The sequence below is a fragment of the Pseudomonas sp. GW823-FHT06B06 genome (assembly GCF_058795195.1).
The window spans coordinates 16111-40705 of sequence record NZ_JBXAHO010000022.1; the positions used below are offsets into that span (position 1 = coordinate 16111).

Below are 24595 nucleotides of genomic sequence, written 5' to 3' on the forward strand. Positions count from 1 at the left end.
AAGAAGGCCGCAGGGGACCAGTCATAGTCCTGTGGCGCTTCTTTTAAATGAAACTAACCCACACCGTCTGGGGTGTGGAGATGGGCGTATCCTTCGCCCTCATTCACAGGAATTAAAATGAGCGAAAGCTTTGCGGAACTCTTTGAAGAAAGCCTAAAAACCCTGAACCTTCAGGCAGGCTCCATCATCACCGGTGTTATCGTTGATATCGATTACCAAGCTCGCTGGGTAACCGTTCACGCTGGCCTGAAGTCTGAAGCACTCATCCCGCTTGAGCAGTTCTACAACGACGCTGGCGACCTGACTATCAACGTCGGTGACGAAGTTCACGTTGCGCTGGACTCGGTTGAAGACGGCTTTGGCGAAACCAAGCTGTCCCGTGAAAAAGCCAAGCGCGCTGAATGCTGGATTGTTCTGGAAGCAGCCTTCGCAGCCGAAGAAGTGGTCAAGGGCGTTATCAACGGTAAGGTTAAAGGCGGCTTCACTGTCGACGTTAACGGCATCCGTGCGTTCCTGCCAGGTTCTCTGGTTGACGTCCGTCCAGTGCGCGACACCACGCACCTGGAAGGCAAAGAGCTGGAATTCAAGGTCATCAAGCTGGACCAGAAGCGCAACAACGTTGTCGTTTCCCGTCGTAGCGTCCTGGAAGCCGAGAACTCCGCCGAGCGCGAAGCTCTGCTGGAATCCCTGCAGGAAGGCCAGCAAGTCAAAGGTATCGTCAAAAACCTCACCGATTACGGCGCATTCGTCGATCTGGGTGGCGTGGACGGCCTGCTGCACATCACCGACATGGCCTGGAAGCGCATCAAGCATCCTTCCGAAATCGTCAACGTTGGTGACGAAATCGACGTTAAGGTTCTGAAATACGATCGCGAACGCAACCGTGTTTCCCTGGGCCTGAAGCAACTGGGCGAAGATCCATGGGTTGCTATCAAAGCCCGTTACCCAGAAGGCACTCGCGTTACCGCTCGTGTAACCAACCTGACCGACTACGGCTGCTTCGCTGAGCTGGAAGAAGGCGTTGAAGGCCTGGTACACGTTTCCGAAATGGACTGGACCAACAAGAACATCCACCCTTCGAAAGTCGTACAAGTCGGCGACGAAGTGGAAGTTATGGTTCTGGACATCGACGAAGAGCGTCGTCGTATCTCCCTGGGCATCAAGCAGTGCAAATCTAACCCATGGGAAGATTTCTCTGGCCAGTTCAACAAGGGCGATAAAATCTCCGGCACCATCAAGTCGATCACCGATTTCGGTATCTTCATTGGTCTGGACGGCGGCATCGACGGCCTGGTTCACCTGTCCGACATCTCCTGGAACGAAGTGGGCGAAGAAGCTGTTCGTCGTTTCAAGAAGGGCGACGAGCTGGACACCGTTATCCTGTCGGTTGACCCAGAGCGCGAGCGCATCTCCCTGGGTATCAAGCAGCTGGAAAGCGATCCGTTCTCCGAGTACGTTCAAGAGAACGACAAAGGCGCAATCGTTAAGGGCATCGTGAAAGAAGTTGACGCTAAAGGCGCCATCATCACCCTGGCCGACGATATCGAAGCGACTCTGAAAGCCTCCGAAATCAGCCGTGACCGCGTTGAAGACGCGCGCAACGTTCTGAAAGAAGGCGAAGAAGTAGAAGCCAAGATCATCAGCGTTGATCGCAAGAGCCGCGTAATCCAGCTCTCGATCAAGTCGAAAGACGTTGAAGACGAGAAAGAAGCTATCCAGAGCCTGCGCGACAAGCCAGTAGCTGGTGACGCTCCAGTAGCCACCACCCTGGGTGACCTGCTGCGTGCTGCACAAGCGGAAAAACAGAACTAAGTTCTGACTTTCTGTAAAAAAAAGGGCGACTTCAGTCGCCCTTTTTTGTGTCTGGAATTCGGCTCTCCGTCGTGGATGCGATCTTCTGCGCGCTAACCACGAAACATTCCCTCGCCAAAACTGTCTCTTTCCTTAGCAGGATCAATCGCTTATTTGCAGCTAGTCTTAGCGTGGGGTAAGCGACGGTCGGGCGTTCTGCCTGGCATAAGGAATCAAATGAAGAGGCTCGTTGTCGTGATGGCAGTGCTGGCATTGGTGGTGGGTTGTACAACTAATGCAAGAACGCATGCCGTGCGTGGGGTCAGTGGTATCGAGATCGATTGCTCAGGGCTGGGGTCGGGATGGGAGAGGTGCCAGAAGCGTGCAGGTAAAGAATGCAAAGGCGCGGGCTACAAGGTCGTGGCCAGGTCCGACGACGCCAAGGAAGAGCAAGAATTTCTCTCCGGTTTCAACCCCGCGGGCTTTAGCACTCGGACGATGCTGGTTATCTGCAGGTGAGTGGGCGGGTAGGGCGCTAGAGTCCCAGAAGAGAAAAAACAGGGTGCAGGATGGGGCTGTTCAAATTTGTCAGGGCATGCTAAAACCTTTGAAGCGCTGATCTAGCTGCTTGAAAAAGAAGGGAAAATTATGACGAAGTCGGAGTTGATCGAACGAATTGTCACCCATCAAGGGCTGCTCTCATCAAAGGATGTGGAGCTGGCCATCAAGACCATGCTTGAGCAAATGTCCCAATGCTTGGCCACTGGAGATCGCATCGAGATCCGTGGGTTTGGTAGCTTCTCCCTGCATTATCGTGCACCGCGGGTAGGGCGTAATCCGAAGACCGGCCAGTCGGTTAGCCTGGATGGCAAGTTTGTACCGCATTTTAAGCCGGGGAAGGAGTTGCGGGATCGGGTGAATGAGGAGGAGGAAGAAGGCGATAATCAGTATCAAGGAGGGAGGGGTGAATAAAATCAAGCGCCTTCTGTTGGTATTTGTGTTCCTTTTGCTGACGGCGGCTGTCCTGTTGTTTGTCCTGGAAAATCAGGAAGCGGTCGCCTTGGTTTTTTTGGGTTTCTCTCTGCCGCACCTCCCCGTTTCTGCTCTGCTGATTGCCGCCCTGTTAGTTGGGCTGCTTTTTGGGCCTGCTGTGAGTTTTCTGGTTGTCAAGCGTAGTCGCAGGAAAAATGGACTGAAGTTGCGCGATATTAATTAGGACACTCATTTTTTCCTTTACTGCACACTTTTGGGTGATTGCTGTTAGAGGGAATTTACTTTTTCACCCCCTCGCCCCTTCGTCTTGATTGTGATATGCGACAAGCGGAGCCTATGTGGGTGAACTTCAGTGTGTAGGGTGAATCTTAAAGCTGGTTTGCCGTTGCGTAAGTATCAGATATTCTAGACGAAAATCGGTAGCCGGACGGCTGGTTGGCTCTATTTCGATGTAGAAAAAGTCACCGTGCATTTGTGATTGTGTCAAGCCGTAACCGTATGTTACGTGCTTTCGCCCTCGCCCGAGCTGCTACGCTTCTACTGCAGCCCGATAAGGGTGCCTAGGCTCTAGATCGTTGAATGTCCACCGTGAGCCCGGTGAGTTGCATTTAAGGAAAATTGAGAATAATGGTTAACGATCGAGACCGCTTGATTGAGAGCGACGAGATGGATTTAACAGACCTGTACAAAGGACTGTGGAAACAAAAAATTCTGATTGTGCTATGCACGGCCATTGGACTTCTGGCAGCTGCAGGCTACGCCTGGAATGTAACACCGATCTACGAAACTACGTTTTTTGTGCAGCCTCCGACTCAAAATGATATCGCCAACCTTAATTATGGGCGGGGGGAAGGTACTGGCTTGTCGGTGTTAACGGTCAAGGATGTCTATGATGTCTACCTCAAGCATCTGCAGTCTGAGACCTTGCGTAGGGACCTTTTTGAAAGTGTTTACTTGCCGGGTATAGCTGACTCGCAGCGCACGGGCTCACAAAATGCGATGTTTGGTCGATTCGACAGATCTTTGGCGGTTGCATTAACCAGCAAAGAAGATCCGACGCGCTTCTCTATCATCGCTACAGTTCCCAATCCCAATGATGCGGTGAAATGGGTGACGGCGTTTGCGGTGATGGCTGGCGAACATGCCAAACAGGAAGTGCTTGGTAACATCAAGAGCGATGCAACGATCAAAGCGAATAACCTTGAGCGAGAAATCGACAGGCAGCAATCAAGCTCACGTAAGGAGCGCGAAGACCGTATCGTGCAACTCAAGGAGGCGTTGATTATCGCAAGGTCTATTGGCCTGGAGAAACCGCCGGTCATTAAGGGCGAGTTATCAGCGGAAGTGTCCGACGGCATGGATGGCTCTCTGATGTATATGCGTGGTAGCAAAGCCCTTGAAGCGGAAATTGACAACCTACAGAAGAGACGGTCGGACGATCCTTTCATCAGTCAGTTGCGTCAGAAACAGGAACGCTTGGCATTTTACCGTACATTGGAAATTGATCCTGCGAGTGTTACCGTTTTTCGTCAAGATGGCTTGGTAGAGTTACCCGATCAGCCCATCAAGCCGCGAAAACTTCTTATCCTGGCGCTGGGTTTGATGGTGGGTTTTGCTTTTGGCATTTTCCTCGCATTGACCCGGTTTCTTTTGGGTGAAAAAAGACGTTCTCAGCACCCCCTCTAGAAGTGGGCGCTTTTGACCGCTGTTGGGAGTCTCGGGTGTTGATCTGACGACGCTTAGGTTCGTAAGCTTTATGTGAGGTGTTTTTTGAATCTGGCGCAGATCAATAGAATATACAAAAATAATATCAAGGTTATTAGCAATTATTCCCATATGACTATCTTGCAGGTAGTCAATTCGTTCTTTTATATACTGATTTATCCATTTGTTATTAATACAGTTGGGCTTGAAAATTACGGGCTTTATGTTTTTGCTTCAAGCATTGCAGCTTACTTCATGGTTTTTATAAACTTTGGATTTGATATGCATGCTGCGAAACTGATATCGCTTGATCAAACTGATCATGAGTTGCATGCCTCGTTGATATCCTCGGTCACGGTTGCGAAAATATTCCTTGAGTTGTTTGCGATTGTAGTGTTTGTTCTGTTGGTGATCAACATTCCGTTCGTAAGGGATAATTGGTTACTTTTTTTATTGTGTTTTGCGAATACACTTTCGTGCATATTTTTGCCTGTCTGGTATTTCCATGGCATGCAAAAAATGAAAATTCTGACAATTATTCAACTCTCCCTAAAGTTTTTATCGCTGCCTGCTATCTTTTTCCTTGTCAGTGGTGTTGATGATATTGGTGTTTATACTTTTATTGTTGTTATGACTAACGTGTTTTCAGCGGTGGTTGCATTTGTCATAGCCGTCAATCTCGCAGGTTCAGCACTGAAGTGGCCTTCACTGTATAAAGTAAAGGAGTTGGTGTTTGAGGTACAACCATTTTTCTGGTCGAGTGCGACAAATACCCTTAAACAAAAAAGTGTAGAGATAATAGTAGGTTCATTGTTTGGTATGAAGGAAGTTGCAGTTTACGACTTAGCAAATAAAATATTTTCTGTGCCAAGTTTGTTGGCTTCGAATATCAATGCGGCACTTTTTCCAATGATGGTGAAAAAAGCACAGAAAGATATTGTAAATAAAATTATAAAAATTGAAGTGTTTATCGGATTACTTTGCATGGCTTCCGTGGCAGTGGGTGGTTACTGGGTTGTTCAGTTGGTATCGGTGCATGATATGCAACAAGCGTATTATTTATCGATGTTGCTCAGTATCAATATAATGACTTTCTTAATAGTTGGAAGTCATATTTATTTCATTTTTGTTCCTCATCAACGATATGATTTTGTTTTGAGGAATCAGGTCGTGTCGGTAGTTTCATTCTATGCTTTTTGTGCAATATATCTCTACTTTAGTTGGAGTATTTATTCCGTCGTGTTGGCTTTGGTAAGTTCGGCTATGCTAGAGATAGTTTATAGTTATTCGTTGGTCAATAAGGTAAAGAGCTATTAGCTTGATGGGGCGAGGTGTTTTTGGGGATGGTTTAACTGCGTATGTATTGTCATGTTAGCCCGGAGCATTGAGAGTATCGTTAACTGGCGGGTTGATCTTAAAGGTTAAGTGGAGTAAGTGATGGCAGTGGAAAGATTTGGTATCCCGGTTGTGTTGTTTTTGTTCAAGCGTATAGATAAGCCCTTAGAGGTGCTTAAGCAAATTGCGAAAGTGGCACCCGCAAAGCTGTATTTGCTGTCGGATGGCGGCAGAAACGCAGAAGAGGTAGCGCTTGTAGAGCAATGCAGGCAGGCTATTGAGGGCGCAATCACCTGGGATTGTGAGATTGTACGCAGGTATCAAAAGAATAATGTCGGGGTTTATTCAAATATCGCTGAAGGCGCCAAATGGGTTTTTGAGCGTGAAGAGTGCGCCATTTTTCTAGAGGATGACAATCTTCCGGAAGAGTCATTTTTCAAGTTTTGCGAGGATGTACTGGCAAAGTATGAAAAAGATACACGCGTGCTTTGGGTATGCGGAACTAATTATCTAAAAGAGTATGAGCCGGAAGACGGCGCTAGTTACGTATTTACCAAAAATATGATGCCCTGTGGCTGGGCTTCATGGGCGGATAAGTTTAATGCTTTTTATGACGGTGAGCTGACGCTCTGGCGAAACCCGTATGTAAGAAATAGGATAAAGCGCGAGTATGAGTACAGCAGGCTGTATTATCAGGATGAATACAATCTTGACTATGAATTAGATGCCAAGAAAAGTATTGGTAGATTCTATTCCTGGGACTATCAAATGAGTTTCAGTATGCGTGCCCACAACGTGTATGCAATTGTTCCCAAATACAACCAGATCAAAAACATAGGTGTTGATGCTGATTCCACTCATGGTGGCCACTCGATGCAAGATGTCATGGTTGAACGATTTTGTGGTTTAAAGACTCGAGCGATGGAGTTCCCACTAAGACATCCAGAAGCATTACTCATTGATTTGCCCTTTGAGGTTTCAGTGGCAAAGATTATATTGAATCCAAACTTTTTTTCTATAAGATCGATTGCTTCCCGCTTAATTAGAGACTTTTTAGGTGTTAAGAAGACTGAAAGTATATCCAACTTTATAAAGAATAAGCTTTCGAAAAGAAGGTAGATATGCGTGTAACAAGACAGCTGTCCATATTTCTTGCCTTCTTAACCTTTTTAGTTTTGTGGGGGTTGTATGGCTGGAATTTTTGGAATGGCGATAGGGAGGGGTACGAACTATATTACAATACACGTGATACGCTTGCCAGTTGGGGTGGCGAAGTGGGTTATGGGTATTTGAACATCGTTGCGCATGAAAGCGGATTGTCTTATCAAAATTTCCAGATTTTAGTGTCTCTTGTAACTCTTTTGTTAGTGTTCAGGTATATAGTAAAGCGAACAATTTCGCCTTTTGTATCTTTGGTGATGTATGCGGTTTGTTTTTTTTCTTTAGACTTTGTTCTAATGCGGAACTTTCTTGCCTTCGCTATTTTTTTGCAAGGTATGTTGATATTGTTTGAGGATAAGCCTTATAGCAGGATTAAGTACGGATTGCTGATAGTTGTAGCGGCAACAATTCATCAGTCGTCGTTGATGTATATGTTGTTCATTATTATGCCTGTCACCAGAGTGGTTCCTTTGGGCAGATTTTTCCTACTGTTTTTTGCGTTTATTTTTGCCTATGTGCTGATCAGGTTCAGTCTTCCTTTACCTGAGGCGATAGCCAAGCATTTTAATTATTACAATACATCACTAAAGAGTTCGTTCGCTAACGTATTCGTACACTTGGCATCATTGTCGCTCATAGCGTTGGCTGTGATGGCAGAAAGAAAAAGTCTACGTGAGGTTTATTGCCTTTCTGGACGTGAGAAAGAGCTTGCATTTGTATTGAATTTGAATTTATTTTCATTGTTTTTTTTGGTGTTGTATTTTGAGTCTGAGATTTTTGTACGGCTGTTAAGGTCTGTCATGTTTTTTAATATTTTGCACTGTGTTAACTCTTTGTTTTTACTGCGGCGGACCTATCTGTTCTTGATGTTGTATGTTCTGGTTTTTGCGGTTTATTTAGTGTTGTTCTTTGTGATGCCTGTTGCGGATTATTCTGTTATTCCATTGTTCAGTAGTAATCTGCTTTTTAATTTGTTTAAATAGGGTGTGGTGATGGATTGTTTTTTTTTTTTTTTTTTTGAGGTTTTTCGCAATGTTTTATTTTTTTATTTGATTCGAGTGACAATGTCATGAATATCTTGTTCTTGGGCGGTATTTTTAGTGAGTGCGATAAACAAAATATTGTTCAAAAGTCAAAAGGTGGTGTGCAAAACGCTGCGGATACGCTGCAAAAAAATTACATAAATGGTTTCTGCCATAGCGCCTTGGTACGATCTGTTTCGATAATAAATCTTCCTTTCGTTGGCGCCTACCCGCACCGCTACCAAGACATATTTTACCGCCCGGTAGCTAAGGAAGAGTCGCTGGATGGAGCGAAGGTTTTAAACATTGAATTTTTCAATTTTACTATTGTAAAAAATTTGCACCGGGTTACTCAGGCCGTAAAGGCAATTCTGTCAGAAATGAACGCTAATAAAGATGAAAAGCACGTACTGGTATGCTACTCCATGCACTTGCCATTTTTATTGGCTTGTTATTTTGTCAAGCTTTTGAGGAAAAAAACCCATCTTTGTGTTATCGTTCCCGACCTGCCTGAGTACATGGCCGTAAGAACCGGAATCACGAAAACAATTTTCTCTATGCTGTCACGAGTTTCATATTTCATTGTCAATAAATCTGACAGTATTGTCGCGATCACTAGGGATATGCTGAATAAGTTTAATGGCGATATTATAAAAGTCGTAATAGAAGGGATTGCTGACAAGCGCTACATTTCCATTTCTGACGCTGGTCAGCGAAAAAGGTATTTTTTGTACACGGGCACCTTGGATCGTCGTTATGGGATTAGGAATCTGGTAGATTCTTTTGTCGATTCCGGTATCGCGGATTATGAATTGTACATCTGTGGTGATGGAGACGATCGCCCCTATGTAGAGCAGGTGGCTGGGTTGACAGTGAATGTCAAATATTTCGGACAGCTGGATAGGGCGTCCGTGTTGGATTTGCAGCGAAATGCAGCTCTGTTGATCAACCCCAGGGATAACGACTCGGAATATACAAAGTACTCATTCCCGTCAAAAGTAATAGAGTACATGTCTTCTGGTGTACCTGTACTGATGTACAGGCTTGACGGTATTCCTGATGAGTATTATGGTTTTTGTTACCTGATACCCACCGGTCGTGATGGTTTGAAGAAAAAATTATTAGAGCTTTCAAAGCTCGTAGATAGTGAATTTATAAGTATGGGTGAATCGGCTAAACAATTCATTATCGATAACAAGATGCCTGATATGCAGGTTACTAAGCTGTTGGATGCTATTAATGGAGAAGGCCATGTTTAAGGGCAAAAAGTTATTGATTACCGGTGGTACAGGTTCTTTTGGCAATGCTGTTCTTAAGCGGTTCCTCGACACCGATATCGCCGAAGTCCGTATCTTCAGCCGTGACGAGAAGAAACAGGATGACATGCGCAAGCGTTATGCAAGCTCGAAGCTGAAGTTTTATATCGGTGACGTTCGGGACTATCAGAGTGTTTTAAATTCAACCCGCGGTGTGGACTATATCTTCCATGCAGCTGCGTTAAAGCAAGTTCCGTCCTGTGAGTTTCACCCCATGGAGGCGGTTAAGACTAACGTCTTAGGTACTGAGAATCTGCTTGAGGCTGCTATTCAGAATGAAGTCAAGCGTGTCGTTTGTCTAAGTACTGATAAGGCGGTATATCCGATCAACGCCATGGGTATCTCCAAGGCGATGATGGAAAAAGTGATGGTGGCCAAATCGCGAAATGTCGATGATGCCAAGACTGTCATTTGTGGTACTCGATATGGCAACGTCATGGCTTCTCGGGGTTCTGTTATACCGCTGTTCATTGAGCAGATTCGCGCAGGTCAAGCTTTGACGCTGACCGATCCTAATATGACTCGTTTCATGATGACGCTTGCTGATGCGGTAGATTTAGTGTTGTACGCCTTCAAAAATGGCAACAATGGCGATCTGTTTGTCCAAAAAGCTCCAGCAGCAACTGTTGAAGTCCTTGCACGCGCGTTGACAGAATTGGTTGGTAAGCCAGAGCACCCAATTCAGGTGATTGGTACGCGTCATGGAGAGAAGCTTTACGAAGCACTGCTGAGCCGAGAAGAAATGGCATGTGCCGAAGATATGGGGGATTATTTCCGAGTTCCTCCTGATTTGCGTGATCTAAACTATGCCAAATTTGTTGAGCAGGGTGAGACCAAAATATCTCGCACTGAAGATTATAACTCTCACAACACTGAGCGCCTGGATGTTGAGGGAATGCAGCAACTTTTGTTGAAGCTGGACTTTATGCGCGCCATTCAACGTGGCGAGCACGCAACACCTGAGGAATAATACATGAAGGTTCTGATAACAGGGGCCAATGGGTTCGTTGGCCGGAATCTCGTATCGCATTTGGCCGAGAGAGGTGATATCGAGGTTTTGCGATTCACCCGCGATGATTCGCTGGATAAGCTGGCTGGACTAGTTACCCAAGTGGATTTTATTTTTCACTTGGCGGGAATCAATCGTCCTCAGAATCCTCAAGAGTTTCATACGGGTAATACTGACCTTACCTGTGCACTATGCGAAGCCATTAAATCCAGCGGGCAAAAGTTGCCCGTGCTTTACACATCGTCCATCCAGGCTGAACTAGATAATCCTTACGGTAGCAGCAAGCTGGGTGCCGAACAGGCATTACTGGATCTTAATACCTCCCACGGTTCCCCGGTAAGCATCTTCCGGTTGCCTAACGTTTTTGGTAAATGGGCCAAGCCAAACTACAATTCGGCAGTAGCGACCTTCTGCAATAATATTGCGCTGGGTCTGCCAATTCAGATCAATGATCCGCATGCGCGAATTAATCTCGTTTACATTGATGACGTAGTCGCTCAATTCATTGCAGTTATGGATGGCAAGTCCACGGGCGGTCCATTTGTCGATGTCGAGCCTCAGTACAGTATTACGGTAGGTGCACTTGCGGATCAACTGAACGCTTTCCGCGACAGCCGCACGACCATGATCACCGAGCCCGTAGGGACGGGGCTAACAAGGGCCCTGTATTCTACTTATTTGAGTTATCTTCCGCCCGATAGCTTTACTTATGAAGTTCCAAAGTATGGTGACCCGCGTGGAGTTTTTGTAGAGATGCTGAAAACCCGGGATTCCGGACAGTTTTCTTACTTTACAGCTCACCCAGGTATAACCCGGGGTGGGCATTACCACCATTCGAAGACGGAAAAATTCCTGGTTATCAAAGGATCCGCGTGCTTCCGGTTCCGTCATATTGTTTCGGGTGAATTTTATGAGCTATTTACTACTGGGGAAAAGCCGGAAATTGTTGAAACAGTACCTGGTTGGACTCATGACATCACCAACATAGGAACCGATGAAATGATCGTTATGCTTTGGGCTAACGAGATTTTTGATCGAGAAGCGCCTGATACTTACGCTCGTCCGGTTGGTACTGCGACTTAATCATTGAAAATGCTGGTCGGCTCTGCTGTTGAGAGCGGATCGGCACTTTCATCAATTACTGTTTTAGCTTACTTAAATTGTTATAGCCAAGTTCAATTTATAATCGTACGTGAGTTTAAATTTCGCTTTTCGCCGAGGTGTGGTTTTCCCAGTGCCAGACGGGTAAAGGGGCTGGATCTCGAGCAGGCGTGACGTCCGCAATCTGCGATACTGCGTCTTATCGGGCTTGACCACTGATTATGATGATGAGTGGGAGCGTGTAGAGACCATCCGTCAAGCAACACGCATCATCCGAGTCTGGCCGGGCTGATGGATGGCGTTAGCAGCGGTAGCAGATTATAATTGTCGATCGTTTTTATCACTTATTAAAATGTGACATTTAAAATGAAAAAGCTGAAAGTCGTTACGGTTGTGGGAACTCGCCCGGAAATTATCCGTCTATCGCGCGTTATGGCGGCTCTAGACAGAGATTGTGACCATATCTTGGTTCACACAGGGCAGAATTACGATTACGAACTGAACGAGATTTTCTTTCAGGACCTAGGAATTCGTAAACCCGATCACTTTCTGAACGCTGCAGGCGCTACCGGTGCAGAGACCATAGGTAACGTCATCATTGCTGTCGACCGAGTTCTCGCCGAGGTACTGCCTGAGGCTCTTCTCGTGCTCGGCGACACCAACAGCTGCATGGCGGTTATCCCTGCCAAGCGTCGCAAGATACCGACTTTCCACATGGAGGCCGGTAACCGTTGCTTCGATATGCGCGTGCCGGAAGAAATCAATCGACGCATTGTTGATCACACCGCAGATATCAATTTGACCTACAGCACTATTGCGCGCGACTACCTTCTCCGGGAAGGGTTGTCGCCAGATATGGTCATTAAAACCGGCAGTCCTATGTTTGAAGTGCTTAACTTCTATCGTGAAGGCATCGACTCGTCGGATATCCTGGAACGACTGGGGTTGGAAAAAGGCAAGTTTTTCGTGGTAAGCGCTCACAGAGAAGAGAATGTCGACTCTGACATTAACTTTGGAAAACTTGTTGAAGTGCTTAATGCCGTCGCACTGCATTACAATTTTCCGGTTATTGTTTCGACTCACCCACGGACACAAAAGCGTGTAGATGCCATGGGTGTGAAGTTTCACAAAAATATTCGTCTGCTCAAACCGCTGGGCTTCAAAGATTATAATAAATTACAGATCGACTCCAAGGCAGTACTTTCAGATAGCGGTACGATCAATGAAGAGTCTTCGATACTTAACTTTCCGGCGCTGAATATTCGAGAAGCGCATGAGCGTCCTGAAGGCATGGAAGAAGGCGCTGTTATGATGGTCGGGCTTGAGGCTGAACGAGTTATGCAGGCGCTGCAAGTGCTAGAAGGACAAAGCCGAGGTGAAGATCGCAGCTTAAGGCTTGTTAGTGATTACAGTATGCCTAATGTCGCTGACAAAGTAGTTAGGATTGTTCACAGCTACATTGATTATGTAAATCGAGTGGTTTGGAAAAAATATTGAGTTGAGCTGTGGAAATGCCTGAGAGTAAATTGAGGATTTTGGTAGTTACTCAATATTTTTGGCCTGAGAATATGCGAATCAATGATTTGGTTCGTGATTTTTCACAGAAGGGCCATGAGGTAACTGTGCTGACAGGGTGGCCGAACTACCCTGAGGGAAAAGTTTTTTCAGAGTATAAGGCCCAGCCTGGCAGTTTCAAGAACTACTTCGGTGCGCGCGTAGTACGAGTCCCGCTTGTTTCGCGTGGTAAAAGAAGTATTAGCTTAATACTGAATTATCTTTCTTTTTTTTTCAGCGCTTCCATATTTGGAACTTATAAGCTTCGCAACGAGAAGTTTGATTCGGTTTTCGTGTATGCAGTTTCACCTATTATGGCTGCGATCCCCGCTGTGGTTATAGGGCGCCTAAAAAAGGTACCGGTTTTCATTTGGGTACTTGACCTTTGGCCGGAAACTCTTCGTGCTGTTGGCGTACTCCGCAATCCCACTCTACTCGGTGCAGTCGGTCGGGTGGTTTCGTGGATTTACAATCGCGCTGATTATCTTCTTTTACAATCTAAAGGCTTTGCCGGTAATGTAAGGCAATATTGCACTAAAGAAATATCGCCTGATCGACTGGTCTATTTCCCTAGTTGGGCAGAAGATGATTTTTCGGGTTCATCGCCGGAAGCGTCAAGTTTGTTCGAGCGCGATGACTCCACCTTCACTGTCGTTTTTGCCGGTAATCTCGGTGAAGCTCAGGACTTGCCCGCTGTACTGGAGGCAGTGGAGTCTCTTCGGGACCGCGTTTCAGTGCGCTGGGTGATTGTCGGAGATGGCCGCATGAGCAAATGGTTAGGCGAACAAGTCGAATCAAGAGGCTTGAAAAATGTGCTCCTTTTGGGGCGACATCCGCTGAGTGCCATGCCTGGAATATTTGCCTGTGCTGATGCCTTACTGGTTTCGCTGAAAACCAACGATGTCTTTGAGAGGACCGTTCCCGGAAAAGTCCAAGCTTATCTAGCTTCCAGTAAGCCGATTTTGGGAATGATCAATGGTGAGGCTGCGAGGATAATCGATGAAGCTGGGTGCGGTTACTCCTGTCGCTCAGGTGATGCTAAAGAACTTGCACGGATTACGCAAAGGCTGGCAAGCACTGATTCTGCCCAACGTGAAGCTATGGGGCAGGCTGGCCGCTTCTATTACTTGAGTCATTTTTCGAAAAGTGCTCTTCTGATACGTTTGGAAGCGCTTTTTCGAGTTGCGACTTTACGGAAGGATGCCAAATAATGTCAAAATCGGTATTTCTAACGGGTGCAACCGGGTTTGTGGGTGGGGCGACTCTTCGTCGTTTGGTCGCCGAAGGCCACACCGTCACTGCTGCTTTACGCAATGATTCTAGAGTACTTGAAGAAAAGGTTAGGGTGACCCACTTAGAAAGCCTGGATGGAACTACATCCTGGGAGGGAAGTCTTGCCGGTGTTGACGTTGTCATACATGCTGCAGCCCGTGTTCATGTGATGAATGATACTGAGACTAACCCCTTAGCGGCGTTTCGGCGGGTCAATGTAGATGGAACATTGAATCTGGCACGCCAAGCTGCGGGGGCCGGGGTCCGACGCTTCATTTTTATTAGTTCGATCAAGGTTAATGGCGAAGGTACGTTACCAAATGCGGTCTATTCGCCGGATGACACTCCTGCCCCTGCTGACTCCTATGGGGTATCTAAGATGGAGGCGGAGAAGGGGCTTCGTCTGCTTGCAACCGAAACCGGAATGGAAGTGGTAATCATCCGACCTGTCCTGGTCTACGGCCCAGGGGTCAAGGCTAATTTCCGGAATATGATGCGTTGGCTTGATAAAGGTATTCCGTTGCCTTTCGGTTTGATTCACAACAGTCGCAGTCTTGTCGCTTTAGATAATTTGGTGGATTTGATTCTCACGTGTATCAATCACCCGGCCGCAGTAAATCAGACCTTCTTGGTCAGTGATGGTGAGGATCTTTCCACAACACAACTCTTGAGGAAAATGGCGCTAGCCTTAGGTCGGCCGGTGCGTCTTTTACCGATACCTTCTTGGATTTTAGTGGGTGGCGCTAAGTTACTCGGTAAAAAAGATTTATCGAATCGCTTATGTGGGTCGTTGCGCGTGGATATCAGTAAAACGCGCGCTCTGTTAGATTGGGCCCCACCAGTCTCTGTGGATGATGCACTGAAGGCTACCGCGAAAAATTTTCGAGAAAGTAAATAAGAATGATCTATTGGTGGTTGATTCCAGCCGTGGCTGGCGTTTCTTTGATTCTGACTGCAGCGCTACGACGCTATGCACTGGCTCGAAGCATTGTTGATATTCCTAACTCTCGAAGCTCTCATTCGATACCCACTCCCCGAGGGGGGGGCGTCGCAATTGTTCTGGCATTTTTAATGGTGCTCCCGTTTCTCGGCTGGGTTCAGTTGGTCGAGGCGCCCATGTTGATTGCGATCGGTGGAGCGGGAGCATTAGTAGCTGCCGTCGGTTTTATGGACGATCACGGTCATATCGCGGCACGTTGGCGATTGCTGGGTCATTTTTGCGCTGCAGCTTGGGCCTTGTTCTGGTTGAAAGGCTTGTCTCCCGTTATCTTGTTCGGATCGAGCGTGGACCTCGGCTGGCTGGGTTACGTTCTGGCTGCGTTCTACCTGGTCTGGATGCTTAATCTGTATAATTTCATGGACGGTATTGACGGTATCGCCAGTGTGGAGGCTATCACGACCTGTCTGGGAGCTTGTGTGCTCTATTGGTTGAGTGGGGTCGAAGACCTGATGTGGGTACCGGGTATGTTGGCGATGGCCGTTGCAGGATTCTTATTCTGGAATTTCCCTCCTGCGCGTATTTTCATGGGGGACGCAGGAAGTGGATTCTTGGGTGTGGTACTGGGTGTGATTTCGATCCAGGCGGCTTGGGTGGCGCCGCAGCTGCTCTGGGCCTGGCTGATCCTTCTGGGGGTGTTCATCGTTGACGCGACGTTTACTCTGATTCGACGTTTAATTCGCGGTGATAAAATTTACGAAGCTCATCGTAGCCACGCGTATCAGTATGCATCGCGCAGATATCGCAAGCATCTGCCAGTGACACTGGTGGTCGGGGCAATCAACATTGCCTGGCTGCTGCCTGTCGCACTTTGTGTAACTTACTTCGGTCTGGATGGCGCGTTGGGGCTGATACTCGCCTACACTCCTCTGATGATACTGGCAACGAAGTTTCATGCGGGCGAAATCGAAAAAAACCAGGCGCTCGGCAGTTGATTTATGTTTATTTGAAGTAACGGGTGTGTCAGGAAGCGTGCGCTCGTTATACGCGTTCAATAGGGGGCGGTTCGAGGTGTACGACGGAGTTATGGATAAGTTACGCACGCTGTTGTTAGGGCTGCCACGTCGCCAAAAGCGACTCATTCAGGTAGCGACGGATGTCGTTTTGGTATGGGCTGCGTTGTGGCTGGCATTTTTAGTTCGGCTCGGCATCGACGATATGGTCAATCCGCTCATTGTCCATACGTGGCTTTTTCTATGTGCACCACTAGTCGCAATCCCTTTATTCGTCCGTTTTGGCATGTATCGCGCGGTGATGCGATATTTTGGTAATGATGCTCTAATCGCGATTATCAAGGCGGTTAGTTTGTCGTCGTTGATTCTTGGTGTAATCGTTTATTGGTACAGTAATCATCAAAATATCGTCCCGCGCTCGATCATCTTCAACTATTGGTGGTTGAGTCTGATAATGGTTGGCGGTTTACGTCTGACTATGCGTCAATACTTCTTGGGTGACTGGTTTTCTGCTGCGCAGCATGTGCCTTTCACTAATCGTGACGACGGATTACCTCGAGTTGCTATTTTTGGAGCTGGCGCTGCAGGGAATCAATTGGTCGCGGCATTGCGAATGGGACGAATAATGCGTCCAGTAGCATTTATCGACGATGATAACAGCATTTCCGATAGGGTCATTTCAGGGCTCCACGTTTATAAGCCAAAACATATCCAACATATGATCGACGAAACCGGAGCCCAGGAAATTCTGCTGGCAATCCCCTCCGCCAGTCGTGGGCGACGCCGTGAAATTCTCGGTTTTCTCGAAGGTTTTCCGCTCCACGTTCGAAGTGTTCCCGGGTTTATGGATCTGGCCAGTGGCCGGGTTAAAGTCGATGACATTCAGGAAGTAGATATTGCCGACTTGCTTGGGCGTGACGCTGTTCCGGCTCAAGGTGACTTACTTGAGCATTGCGTTATGGGTCTAACTGTCTTGGTCACCGGCGCCGGAGGATCAATAGGTTCTGAACTATGCCGGCAGATCCTCGCTTTGCGTCCGACCACGCTTCTTCTATTCGAACACAGTGAATTCAATCTCTACAGTATATTGTCGGAGCTTGAGCAGCGGGTTTCTAGAGAATCCCTGTCGGTTCGTCTTTTACCTATTTTGGGCTCGGTGCGAAACCAGGATAAGTTGCTCGATGTAATGAAAACCTGGCATGTTGATACCGTTTATCACGCTGCTGCCTATAAACATGTGCCGATGGTTGAGCATAATATTGCCGAGGGAGTGCTGAATAATGTAATCGGTACTCTCAATACCGCTCAGGCAGCATTGATGGCGGGCGTCGCTAATTTTGTTTTGATCTCGACAGATAAAGCAGTGCGCCCGACCAATGTGATGGGTAGCACAAAACGCTTAGCTGAGTTGACCCTGCAGGCACTAAGTCGAGAGCTTGCCCCGGTATTGTTTGGTGACAATACCAACGTTTCGCGAGTGAACAAGACGCGCTTCACGATGGTGCGTTTTGGTAATGTGCTGGGCTCTTCTGGCTCGGTCATTCCATTGTTTCACAAGCAGATAAAGTCCGGCGGTCCATTAACGGTAACGCATCCAAAGATCACTCGTTATTTCATGACCATTCCGGAAGCTGCTCAACTTGTGATTCAGGCAGGATCAATGGGCCAAGGTGGTGATGTTTTTGTGCTGGATATGGGCGAGCCGGTAAAAATTGTTGAACTTGCCGAGAAAATGATCCATTTATCTGGTTTAAGCGTTCGTTCAGACAAAAACCAACATGGAGATATCTCCATCGAGTTCACGGGGCTGCGCCCCGGCGAGAAGCTCTATGAGGAACTGTTGATTGGTGACAACGTATGCGCGACACAACATCCGATGATCATGAGCGCCAATGAAGATCACCTACCTTGGGAAATTCTCAAGTCAAAGCTGACTGAGCTGCTTAGCGCTGTTGAACACGATGACTACACACGTGTCCGCCAACTCCTGCGCGAAACCGTCAGCGGCTACACCCCCGACGGCGAAATCGTCGACTGGATCTACCAGCAACGTCGCCTCGAACCCTGATTGTCTCACATCCCGCAACAGACACATTTTTGACACCCTCCCCACATCGCCTAACTTGAGGAAGCAGCTGCGGAAAAGCTGCTTCCTCAACCGATGTCATGGAGCGTCATTTATGCGTACAGGCTATTTCTATTCCCTGGTTTTTGCCCTGCTCACCAGTGCTTCTATCACCGCCAATGCAGCGCCTGCGGCCAAGCCGGAGGCATCCAAGGCTCCGGTGGCTATGGAGGCTTCGGCGGGTGTGGAATCAGGCAAGGTGAATCTCAATAAGGCTGATGCGCCCACCTTGCAGCGTGAGTTGTCCGGTGTGGGGGAGGCCAAGGCCAAGGCGATTGTTGCATATCGTGAAGCTAATGGGCCGTTTGCCTCCACCGAGGAGTTGCTCGAGGTGAAGGGGTTCGGCAAGGCGCTCCTGGATAAGAATCGCGAGAAGCTTCAGGTGAACTAAGCTTGTAAATCTGCCTTGGAAGGCCGGTCATTGACCGGCCTTTTTGCCATCTGGCGTAGGGTGAGCGGTTTTGCCTTTCGTCACCGGCCAAAAAATTACGACTATCATATGACGCTTAAATTATGGCTATAATAAATACGATTTCCATGTCGGCGCGCTGACAACCTTGGCGCGTATCCTTTTCTCTGGCATCTCCCAGGAGCAATCATCATGACTTCCATCCAGTCCCAAGGCACAGCCCTCGTCACCGGCGCTTCCTCCGGCATCGGTGCTGTCTACGCACAGCGTTTGGCTGCGCGTGGTTTTGATTTGTTGTTGGTCGCCCGTGATCAAGGTCGGCTTGAAGCGGCGGCGAGTGCGTTGCGTGATGCCCATGGTGTTCAGGTTGAGGTGTTGAAGGCGGATTTGACGCAGAAAGATGACGTGCTGAAGCTTGAGCAGCGTCTTCGCAGTGATTCGAGTATCAGTCTGTTGCTGAACAATGCGGGGATAGCGGCGGATGGGTTGTTGGCCAATGCCGATCTGGACCAGCTGGAGCGCATGATTCAGCTGAATATCACGGCGGTTACGCGTTTGGCGTCGGCGGCGGCGGCGAGTTTTGCCAAGGCGGGTCGGGGCACAATTATCAATATTGCATCGGTGGTGGCGTTGTTTCCCGAGCGGTTTAATGCGACGTACAGCGCGAGCAAGGCTTATGTGCTGAGTTTGACTCAGTCGTTGAACGCCGAACTCGACGGCACCGGTGTCAAGGTCCAGGCTGTGTTGCCAGGGGTAACACGCACGGAGATCTGGGAGCGTTCGGGTATCGATGCTTCGCAGATTCCGGAGGATATGGTGATGGAGGCGGGGGAGATGGTCGATGCGGCGCTGGCGGGACTGGATCAGGGTGAGTTGGTGACCATTCCTTCATTGCCGGATGCTGGCGACTGGGATGCATTTGTGGCGGCGCGTCTGGTCATGGCGCCTAATCTTTCCAAAAGCAAGGCGGCTGCGCGTTACAAATGACGCGGGCGAACCGGTGTGAGGTGGTGGCGGTATGAGTGATCGTCGAGTGGTAGTGACAGGCATGGGGCTGGTGTCTCCGCTGGGTAGCGGCGTGGAGGCGGTCTGGGCGCGCTTGTTGGCTGGGCGTTCCGGGTTGCGCAATTTGCCGGATGAGGTGGTGGCGGATCTGCCGGCCAAGGTCGGCGGGGCGGTGCAAACCGTTGCGCAGGACCCGGAGGCAGGTTTTGATTCGGATCGGGCCACGGCGCCCAAAGAACAGAAGAAGATGGATCGGTTCATCCTGTTTGCCATGGAGGCGGCGCGTCAGGCGATCGAGCAGGCGGGGTGGCAGGCACAAACAGCGCAAGCCCAGGAGCGTACGGCAACCATCATTGGGTCCGGCGTCGGTGGTTTCGGGGCGATTGCCGATGCGGTGCGTACCACGGACAGTCGTGGGCCGCGACGGTTGTCGCCGTTCACCATCCCTTCCTTCCTGGTCAACCTGGCCGCGGGGCATGTGTCGATCGAGCATGGCTTCAAGGGCCCGCTGGGCGCACCGGTCACTGCCTGTGCGGCTGGCGTCCAGGCGATTGGCGATGCGGTGCGATTGATTCGTTGCGGCGAGGCGGATGTTGCGGTGTGTGGGGGCGCAGAGGCGGCGATCGATCGGGTCAGTCTTGCCGGCTTTGCGGCGGCGCGTGCTTTGTCCAGCGCTTTCAACGACACCCCGGAGCGCGCTTCGCGTCCGTTCGATCGCGACCGCGATGGCTTTGTCATGGGTGAAGGGGCTGGCCTGCTAGTGGTCGAATCCCTGGAACATGCCTTGGCCCGTGGTGCTCAACCCCTGGCAGAGGTGGTGGGTTATGGCACCAGCGCCGACGCCTATCACCTGACCGCGGGGCCTGAGGATGGCAGCGGCGCACGCCGGGCCATGTCATTGGCATTGGCTCAGGCGGGGATTTTGCCGGAGCAGGTCCAGCATTTGAATGCGCACGCCACTTCGACACCAGTGGGCGACCTGGGGGAGTTGGCAGCCATCAAGGCGCTGTTCGGTTCGCAAAACGGCATTGCAGTGACCTCGACCAAGTCGGCCACCGGGCACTTGCTCGGTGCTGCTGGCGGGATCGAAGCCATTTTCACGCTGCTGGCGATCCGGGACCAGATTGTGCCGGCGACCCTTAATCTCGATAATCCGGACCCGGCCAGCGAGGGCGTGGACATTGTCCGCGGCCAGGCACGACCCATGGCGATCGAGTACGCGCTGTCCAACGGGTTCGGGTTTGGCGGGGTGAATGCCAGCGTGCTATTCAAGCGCTGGGTTGGCTAGTTGTCAGGCTGATTAAGGTGGGTGCGTGTCACCTCGAGGATCTCGGCAGCCAGCTCGGGGTTCTCGACGCTGCGCGATAGCAGCAGTGCGCCGATCAGTGTGGACATGATGACGATGCTGCGTCGCTCGATGTTTTCGCCCTCGAGGGTGCCCTGGATCTGTCGAAGTCGTGCATGAAGCACCGCGTCTGATGTAGGGCTTGGCTGGCCGCGCATGCCGAGTTCCGAGGACATGGTCGGCAGTGGGCAGCCTTCGTGGGGCGAGGTCTGGTGCCATTCGGACAGGTAGGCGTTGATGAATGCCTCCAGCGGGCGGTCTTGGGAAAATAGCTCGGCGCAGGTGACGTCCACTTGATCCCCGGCGGCCTGCAGCGCTTTTTCCACCAACTCGTCCTTGGACTTGAAGTGTGAATAAAAGCCCCCGTGGGTCAAGCCCAGCGCTTTCATCAGCGGTTGCAGGCCGGTCGCGCCGATGCCGTCACGGCGAAAGCGCACGGAAGCTTCCTTGATGATGCGTTGGTGTGTCTGGGCTTTATGGTCCTGCGAGTAACGCATCTGATATCTCCACATCAATGCGCCATATTAACCAATGAAAATTGGATGGTGACTGTACTTCTATTTCTAAAAAGCATGCAGATGCGTCGAACTTGATCGAACCCCAATGAAATATGGCACGAATAGTGATTACTCATTCACCAACGATTGTTGAACAATCCGGGGTAATGAGTATGAACAGCGGGCTGTCATTGGCCGATCAGATCACACTGGAGTTACGTGGCGACATCATTGGTGGGCGATTGCTGCCGGGCATGTCCCTGGTGGAAAGCGATTTGGTGGCCGCCTATAACGCGTCGCGCAATACCATTCGGGAGGCCTTGCACCGCTTGGGGCAGGAGGGTTTGACCCGCTATGTGCGCAACAAGGGAGTCATGGTGCGCCGGCTGGGGATTGAGGATGTGCGGGACCTGTTCCGGGTTCGACGCACGCTCGAATTGCAGGCCATCAGTGCCAGCCGGCCTCTGCGCGAGTATGAGTCCGACCGCATGCTCGAAGCCCTGGAAGCCGCCGAGCTGGCCCGGGAGCGCGAGGATTGGCGCGCCGTTGGCACCCATGGCCTGGCCTTTCACCAACACATTGTCGGGTTGTTGCGCAGTCCTTTGTTCGACGCGTTCTTCACCAACGTCGTCGCGCAATTGCGCCTGGTGTTCTGCAGCGCTCCCGATGAAGCACGTTTCCAGGCGCCCTGGCTGGCTCGCGATCGGCAAATCCATGAGCTGCTTGCCGAGGGCGACAAGCGCGGCGCCGAAGACGCCATGTGCCTGTATCTCGATGATTCCGAACATCTGCTGTCGCAATTGTTTGCCACTGCTTCCCATCACTGATCGAGGGTGTGTGCCATGTACAAAGACTATCCGGCGGCTTATCAAGTCAGCAAAGGTTCGGCCTTGCAGGTGGACAAGGCTTTCTACGAGCGGGTTCGCGACGCGAAGGACGGTCGCACCCTGATCGAGTCATTCGAAGTGCCGATCCGTACTGGTCGTGCCTGGAAAGTGCCAGCCGGGCACGTGTTTCGCGTGACCACGCCGGTCGGGCCGCAGGTGGGGGATTTCAACGTGTGGAACGCCAACGATCCGCGCGAACGCTTGTGGGCGGCGCGGACCCGGCAGTTGCAGGGGGCGCACGTCAGCACCCACGATCGGCTCTGGTCGAACCTGCCATTCTTGCGGCCGCTGGTGACCATCACCGATGACAGCCTCGCCGCGTACGGTATCGACGAACATGGCGGGCGCCTGCACGACTTGCTCGGTACCCGCTGCGATCCGTACGTGAACAAGATGCTCACCGGCGAGGACTTTCACCATCACTGTCATTCCAACCTGACCCGTGCGGTACTGCCTCACGGCCTGACCGAATTCGACGTGCATGACGTGCTGAACATTTTCCAGTGCACGGGGCTAAACCACGACGACATGTACTTCATGAAGGCCTGTCCGGCGCAGAAGGGCGATTACCTGGAGTTCTTCGCCGAAATCGATTTGCTCTGCGCACTGTCGACCTGCCCGGGAGGCGATTTGTCACTGGCCATGTGGGGACCGGATGCGCAGGATCCGCTGAGCGTGTGCCGTCCGTTGGGGGTGGAGGTTTATCGATTGGATGATGCGTTGCTTGAGGGTTGGAGCCAGCCGGAGCGTGCGGCGTACCAGGGGTTGCATGGGTTGCACATTGCTAAGGCCGATTGGGAAAAGTAGGCGGTGGCTTGCCGGTGAATCAGCTGCCACGCGTTATCGTTGGCGACCATCGCGAGCAGGCTCGCTCCTACAGGGGATTGCATACGGCTCCCGATCAGGCCAGCCGGTAAGCCGCCTCGCATAAGCTTTGATTTGGCTTTTGATTTTCTTGCCCCCCTCCCATCGCGGCGGGCCCTGTAGGAGCGAGCATGCACGCGATGGTCGTCAACGATGACGCTGGGCACCTGACACCCCTCGGTGCTCTCAGGTTCATCGCGAGCAGGCTCGCTCCTACAGGCTCTTCCAAGTGACTCGCCGTAAGGGCGAAACCATAGGGGGCCGTTACCGCGGGAATGGATATCTACGCCGTCAAGCTTTTCAAGCCCATCGCATGTCCTTGAACCCGCTCATTTTTTTTAATCCACTCGAACGGTTGTAACTTCGTCCCAGATAGGTACAATGGCGCGGCTCGCCGTCAGGTGAGCGTCGTTATGGTGACCCCATCGGTCCCCCCGCAACGATCAGCCGTGAACCCGGTCAGGCCTGGAAGGGAGCAGCCGCAGCGGTGACATTGTGTGCCGGGGTGTGGCTGGTGGGGTTACCACCTTAACGAACCGCGAGACCCTCTCTCGCGTAATCAATCAAACCAGTTTCCTGTACCGCCATGGCGCCTGCCCATCGCGGCTTTTTGTCGTCTGCGATTTGGTGGCGACATAAAAAAGGAGCTCGACCTGTCGGACGCGACACGTCGATCATCGTTCTTGCTGGCTCTAAGGCTTGGACAAGGCCTGGTCAACCGCTGCAATCAGCTTTCCCAGATCCTTTGGGGGGGCTTTATGTATGACATCGAACAGGTACGCCCGTTGTTCGTCCTCATCGCCAGGGTCGGCGAAAAAGGCTTTCAGCTTCACCCCCAGCACATTGGCAAACATGAACAGTGCGTCCACGCTGGGGGTATAGGTACCGGTTTCGAAGCGGCTGATGGTTTTGGGGTCAAAACCGGTTCTTTCGCCAAGTTCAGCCTGAGTAAGCCCCGCGACCTTGCGGTACCGCCGGATGGCTGGACCCAAACTTGAAATGTGCATCGCTTTAATTCCCATTTAGAATCAAGAACTTAACGATTGATGTAGTAATAGGCAACTGCATTAACCATCACCTTGCTTTGCAAAATGTGATGCATTTCGTAGAATTGCCGTCCAAAAGCGACATTGAGTGAGCTTGTTTCAGATTATGGAATAATATGAAAAAGCCACTATTGCGTAGTTACGCAAGGCGGCGAAAGCCACTTGCAGTCTTGCAGAATATTACCAGCATCGGTGTTGCTGCCTTGAAC

Annotated in this window: 23 protein-coding genes and 1 other RNA gene; 22 read left to right on the forward strand and 2 right to left on the reverse strand. The window is 50.2% G+C overall.

What is annotated here, in order from left to right:
- The first annotated feature begins 117 nt into the window (after positions 1 to 117).
- The 19 genes from rpsA to fabF all read left to right on the forward strand — a co-directional run bounded on the left by rpsA (position 118) and on the right by fabF (position 21035).
- Positions 118 to 1812, forward strand: a complete 1695-nt coding sequence (rpsA, locus tag AC1Q8Q_RS19870; protein ID WP_020800122.1) for a 30S ribosomal protein S1 — start codon at positions 118 to 120, stop codon at positions 1810 to 1812.
- A gap of 216 nt (positions 1813 to 2028) precedes the next feature.
- On the forward strand, positions 2029 to 2310 hold the full coding sequence (locus tag AC1Q8Q_RS19875; RefSeq protein WP_492598986.1) for a hypothetical protein: 282 nt from the start codon (positions 2029 to 2031) through the stop codon (positions 2308 to 2310).
- Between the two features lie 129 nt (positions 2311 to 2439).
- On the forward strand, positions 2440 to 2763 hold the full coding sequence (ihfB, locus tag AC1Q8Q_RS19880; protein ID WP_432669196.1) for an integration host factor subunit beta: 324 nt from the start codon (positions 2440 to 2442) through the stop codon (positions 2761 to 2763).
- Positions 2756 to 3007 (forward strand): DUF1049 domain-containing protein, encoded by a 252-nt coding sequence (locus AC1Q8Q_RS19885; RefSeq protein ID WP_492615414.1) that lies wholly within the window; start codon positions 2756 to 2758, stop codon positions 3005 to 3007. The genes ihfB and AC1Q8Q_RS19885 overlap by 8 nt, the downstream gene beginning before the upstream one ends.
- Before the next feature lie 404 nt (positions 3008 to 3411).
- Complete coding sequence (locus AC1Q8Q_RS19890; RefSeq protein ID WP_492615415.1) at positions 3412 to 4470, forward strand: LPS O-antigen chain length determinant protein WzzB; 1059 nt, start codon at positions 3412 to 3414, stop codon at positions 4468 to 4470.
- Between the two features lie 84 nt (positions 4471 to 4554).
- Positions 4555 to 5805: an oligosaccharide flippase family protein gene (locus tag AC1Q8Q_RS19895; protein WP_492615416.1), complete on the forward strand. Its 1251-nt coding sequence runs from the start codon at positions 4555 to 4557 to the stop codon at positions 5803 to 5805.
- 120 nt (positions 5806 to 5925) lie between these two features.
- Positions 5926 to 6942 carry a glycosyltransferase family 2 protein gene (locus AC1Q8Q_RS19900; protein ID WP_492615417.1) on the forward strand — a complete coding sequence of 339 codons (1017 nt, stop codon included), beginning with the start codon at positions 5926 to 5928 and terminating at the stop codon, positions 6940 to 6942.
- Positions 6943 to 6944: 2 nt separating this feature from the next.
- Positions 6945 to 7967: an EpsG family protein gene (locus tag AC1Q8Q_RS19905; RefSeq protein ID WP_492615418.1), complete on the forward strand. Its 1023-nt coding sequence runs from the start codon at positions 6945 to 6947 to the stop codon at positions 7965 to 7967.
- Between the two features lie 86 nt (positions 7968 to 8053).
- Positions 8054 to 9265: a glycosyltransferase gene (locus tag AC1Q8Q_RS19910; RefSeq protein WP_492615419.1), complete on the forward strand. Its 1212-nt coding sequence runs from the start codon at positions 8054 to 8056 to the stop codon at positions 9263 to 9265.
- The gene (locus AC1Q8Q_RS19915; RefSeq protein ID WP_492615420.1) at positions 9258 to 10292 is read left to right on the forward strand and encodes a polysaccharide biosynthesis protein; all 1035 of its coding nucleotides are present in this window, start codon (positions 9258 to 9260) and stop codon (positions 10290 to 10292) included. Before AC1Q8Q_RS19910 ends, AC1Q8Q_RS19915 begins: the two co-directional genes overlap by 8 nt.
- Before the next feature lie 3 nt (positions 10293 to 10295).
- Positions 10296 to 11414 (forward strand): UDP-2-acetamido-2,6-beta-L-arabino-hexul-4-ose reductase, encoded by a 1119-nt coding sequence (gene wbjC, locus AC1Q8Q_RS19920; protein WP_492615421.1) that lies wholly within the window; start codon positions 10296 to 10298, stop codon positions 11412 to 11414.
- A gap of 384 nt (positions 11415 to 11798) precedes the next feature.
- Complete coding sequence (wecB, locus tag AC1Q8Q_RS19925) at positions 11799 to 12929, forward strand: non-hydrolyzing UDP-N-acetylglucosamine 2-epimerase (protein WP_492615422.1); 1131 nt, start codon at positions 11799 to 11801, stop codon at positions 12927 to 12929.
- A gap of 14 nt (positions 12930 to 12943) precedes the next feature.
- Positions 12944 to 14197: a glycosyltransferase family 4 protein gene (locus tag AC1Q8Q_RS19930; RefSeq protein ID WP_492615423.1), complete on the forward strand. Its 1254-nt coding sequence runs from the start codon at positions 12944 to 12946 to the stop codon at positions 14195 to 14197.
- A complete protein-coding gene (locus tag AC1Q8Q_RS19935; protein WP_492615424.1) occupies positions 14197 to 15156 on the forward strand; it encodes a UDP-glucose 4-epimerase family protein in 960 nt (319 codons plus the stop codon). The genes AC1Q8Q_RS19930 and AC1Q8Q_RS19935 overlap by 1 nt, the downstream gene beginning before the upstream one ends.
- A gap of 2 nt (positions 15157 to 15158) precedes the next feature.
- Positions 15159 to 16190, forward strand: coding sequence for an MraY family glycosyltransferase (locus tag AC1Q8Q_RS19940; protein WP_492615425.1), 1032 nt, complete (start codon positions 15159 to 15161; stop codon positions 16188 to 16190).
- Between the two features lie 91 nt (positions 16191 to 16281).
- Positions 16282 to 18276 carry a polysaccharide biosynthesis protein gene (locus AC1Q8Q_RS19945; RefSeq protein WP_492615426.1) on the forward strand — a complete coding sequence of 665 codons (1995 nt, stop codon included), beginning with the start codon at positions 16282 to 16284 and terminating at the stop codon, positions 18274 to 18276.
- A 112-nt stretch (positions 18277 to 18388) separates the two neighbouring features.
- A complete protein-coding gene (locus tag AC1Q8Q_RS19950; protein ID WP_492615427.1) occupies positions 18389 to 18724 on the forward strand; it encodes a ComEA family DNA-binding protein in 336 nt (111 codons plus the stop codon).
- Positions 18725 to 18934: 210 nt separating this feature from the next.
- The gene (locus AC1Q8Q_RS19955) at positions 18935 to 19729 is read left to right on the forward strand and encodes an SDR family NAD(P)-dependent oxidoreductase (RefSeq protein WP_436277229.1); all 795 of its coding nucleotides are present in this window, start codon (positions 18935 to 18937) and stop codon (positions 19727 to 19729) included.
- 31 nt (positions 19730 to 19760) lie between these two features.
- Entirely contained in the window at positions 19761 to 21035 is a 1275-nt protein-coding gene (gene fabF, locus AC1Q8Q_RS19960; RefSeq protein ID WP_492615428.1) for a beta-ketoacyl-ACP synthase II, read from the forward strand.
- On the opposite strand, the gene AC1Q8Q_RS19965 is transcribed toward fabF, so the two are convergent.
- Positions 21032 to 21589, reverse strand: a complete 558-nt coding sequence (locus AC1Q8Q_RS19965; protein WP_033045097.1) for a TetR/AcrR family transcriptional regulator — start codon at positions 21587 to 21589, stop codon at positions 21032 to 21034. The two genes, fabF and AC1Q8Q_RS19965, sit on opposite strands and share 4 nt — an antisense overlap.
- A 173-nt stretch (positions 21590 to 21762) precedes the next feature.
- Between AC1Q8Q_RS19965 and AC1Q8Q_RS19970 the strand changes: the two genes are divergently transcribed.
- The 3 genes from AC1Q8Q_RS19970 (at position 21763) to ffs (ending at position 23860) form a co-directional block, all read left to right on the forward strand.
- On the forward strand, positions 21763 to 22416 hold the full coding sequence (locus tag AC1Q8Q_RS19970) for a GntR family transcriptional regulator (protein ID WP_083348494.1): 654 nt from the start codon (positions 21763 to 21765) through the stop codon (positions 22414 to 22416).
- Positions 22417 to 22431: 15 nt separating this feature from the next.
- Entirely contained in the window at positions 22432 to 23283 is an 852-nt protein-coding gene (locus tag AC1Q8Q_RS19975) for an urea carboxylase-associated family protein (protein ID WP_020800651.1), read from the forward strand.
- Between the two features lie 480 nt (positions 23284 to 23763).
- An RNA gene (gene ffs, locus AC1Q8Q_RS19980) (signal recognition particle sRNA small type) lies at positions 23764 to 23860 on the forward strand.
- A 172-nt stretch (positions 23861 to 24032) separates the two neighbouring features.
- On the opposite strand, the gene AC1Q8Q_RS19985 is transcribed toward ffs, so the two are convergent.
- Positions 24033 to 24347, reverse strand: coding sequence for a helix-turn-helix domain-containing protein (locus AC1Q8Q_RS19985; protein WP_020800653.1), 315 nt, complete (start codon positions 24345 to 24347; stop codon positions 24033 to 24035).
- Between the last annotated feature and the right edge of the window lie 248 nt (positions 24348 to 24595).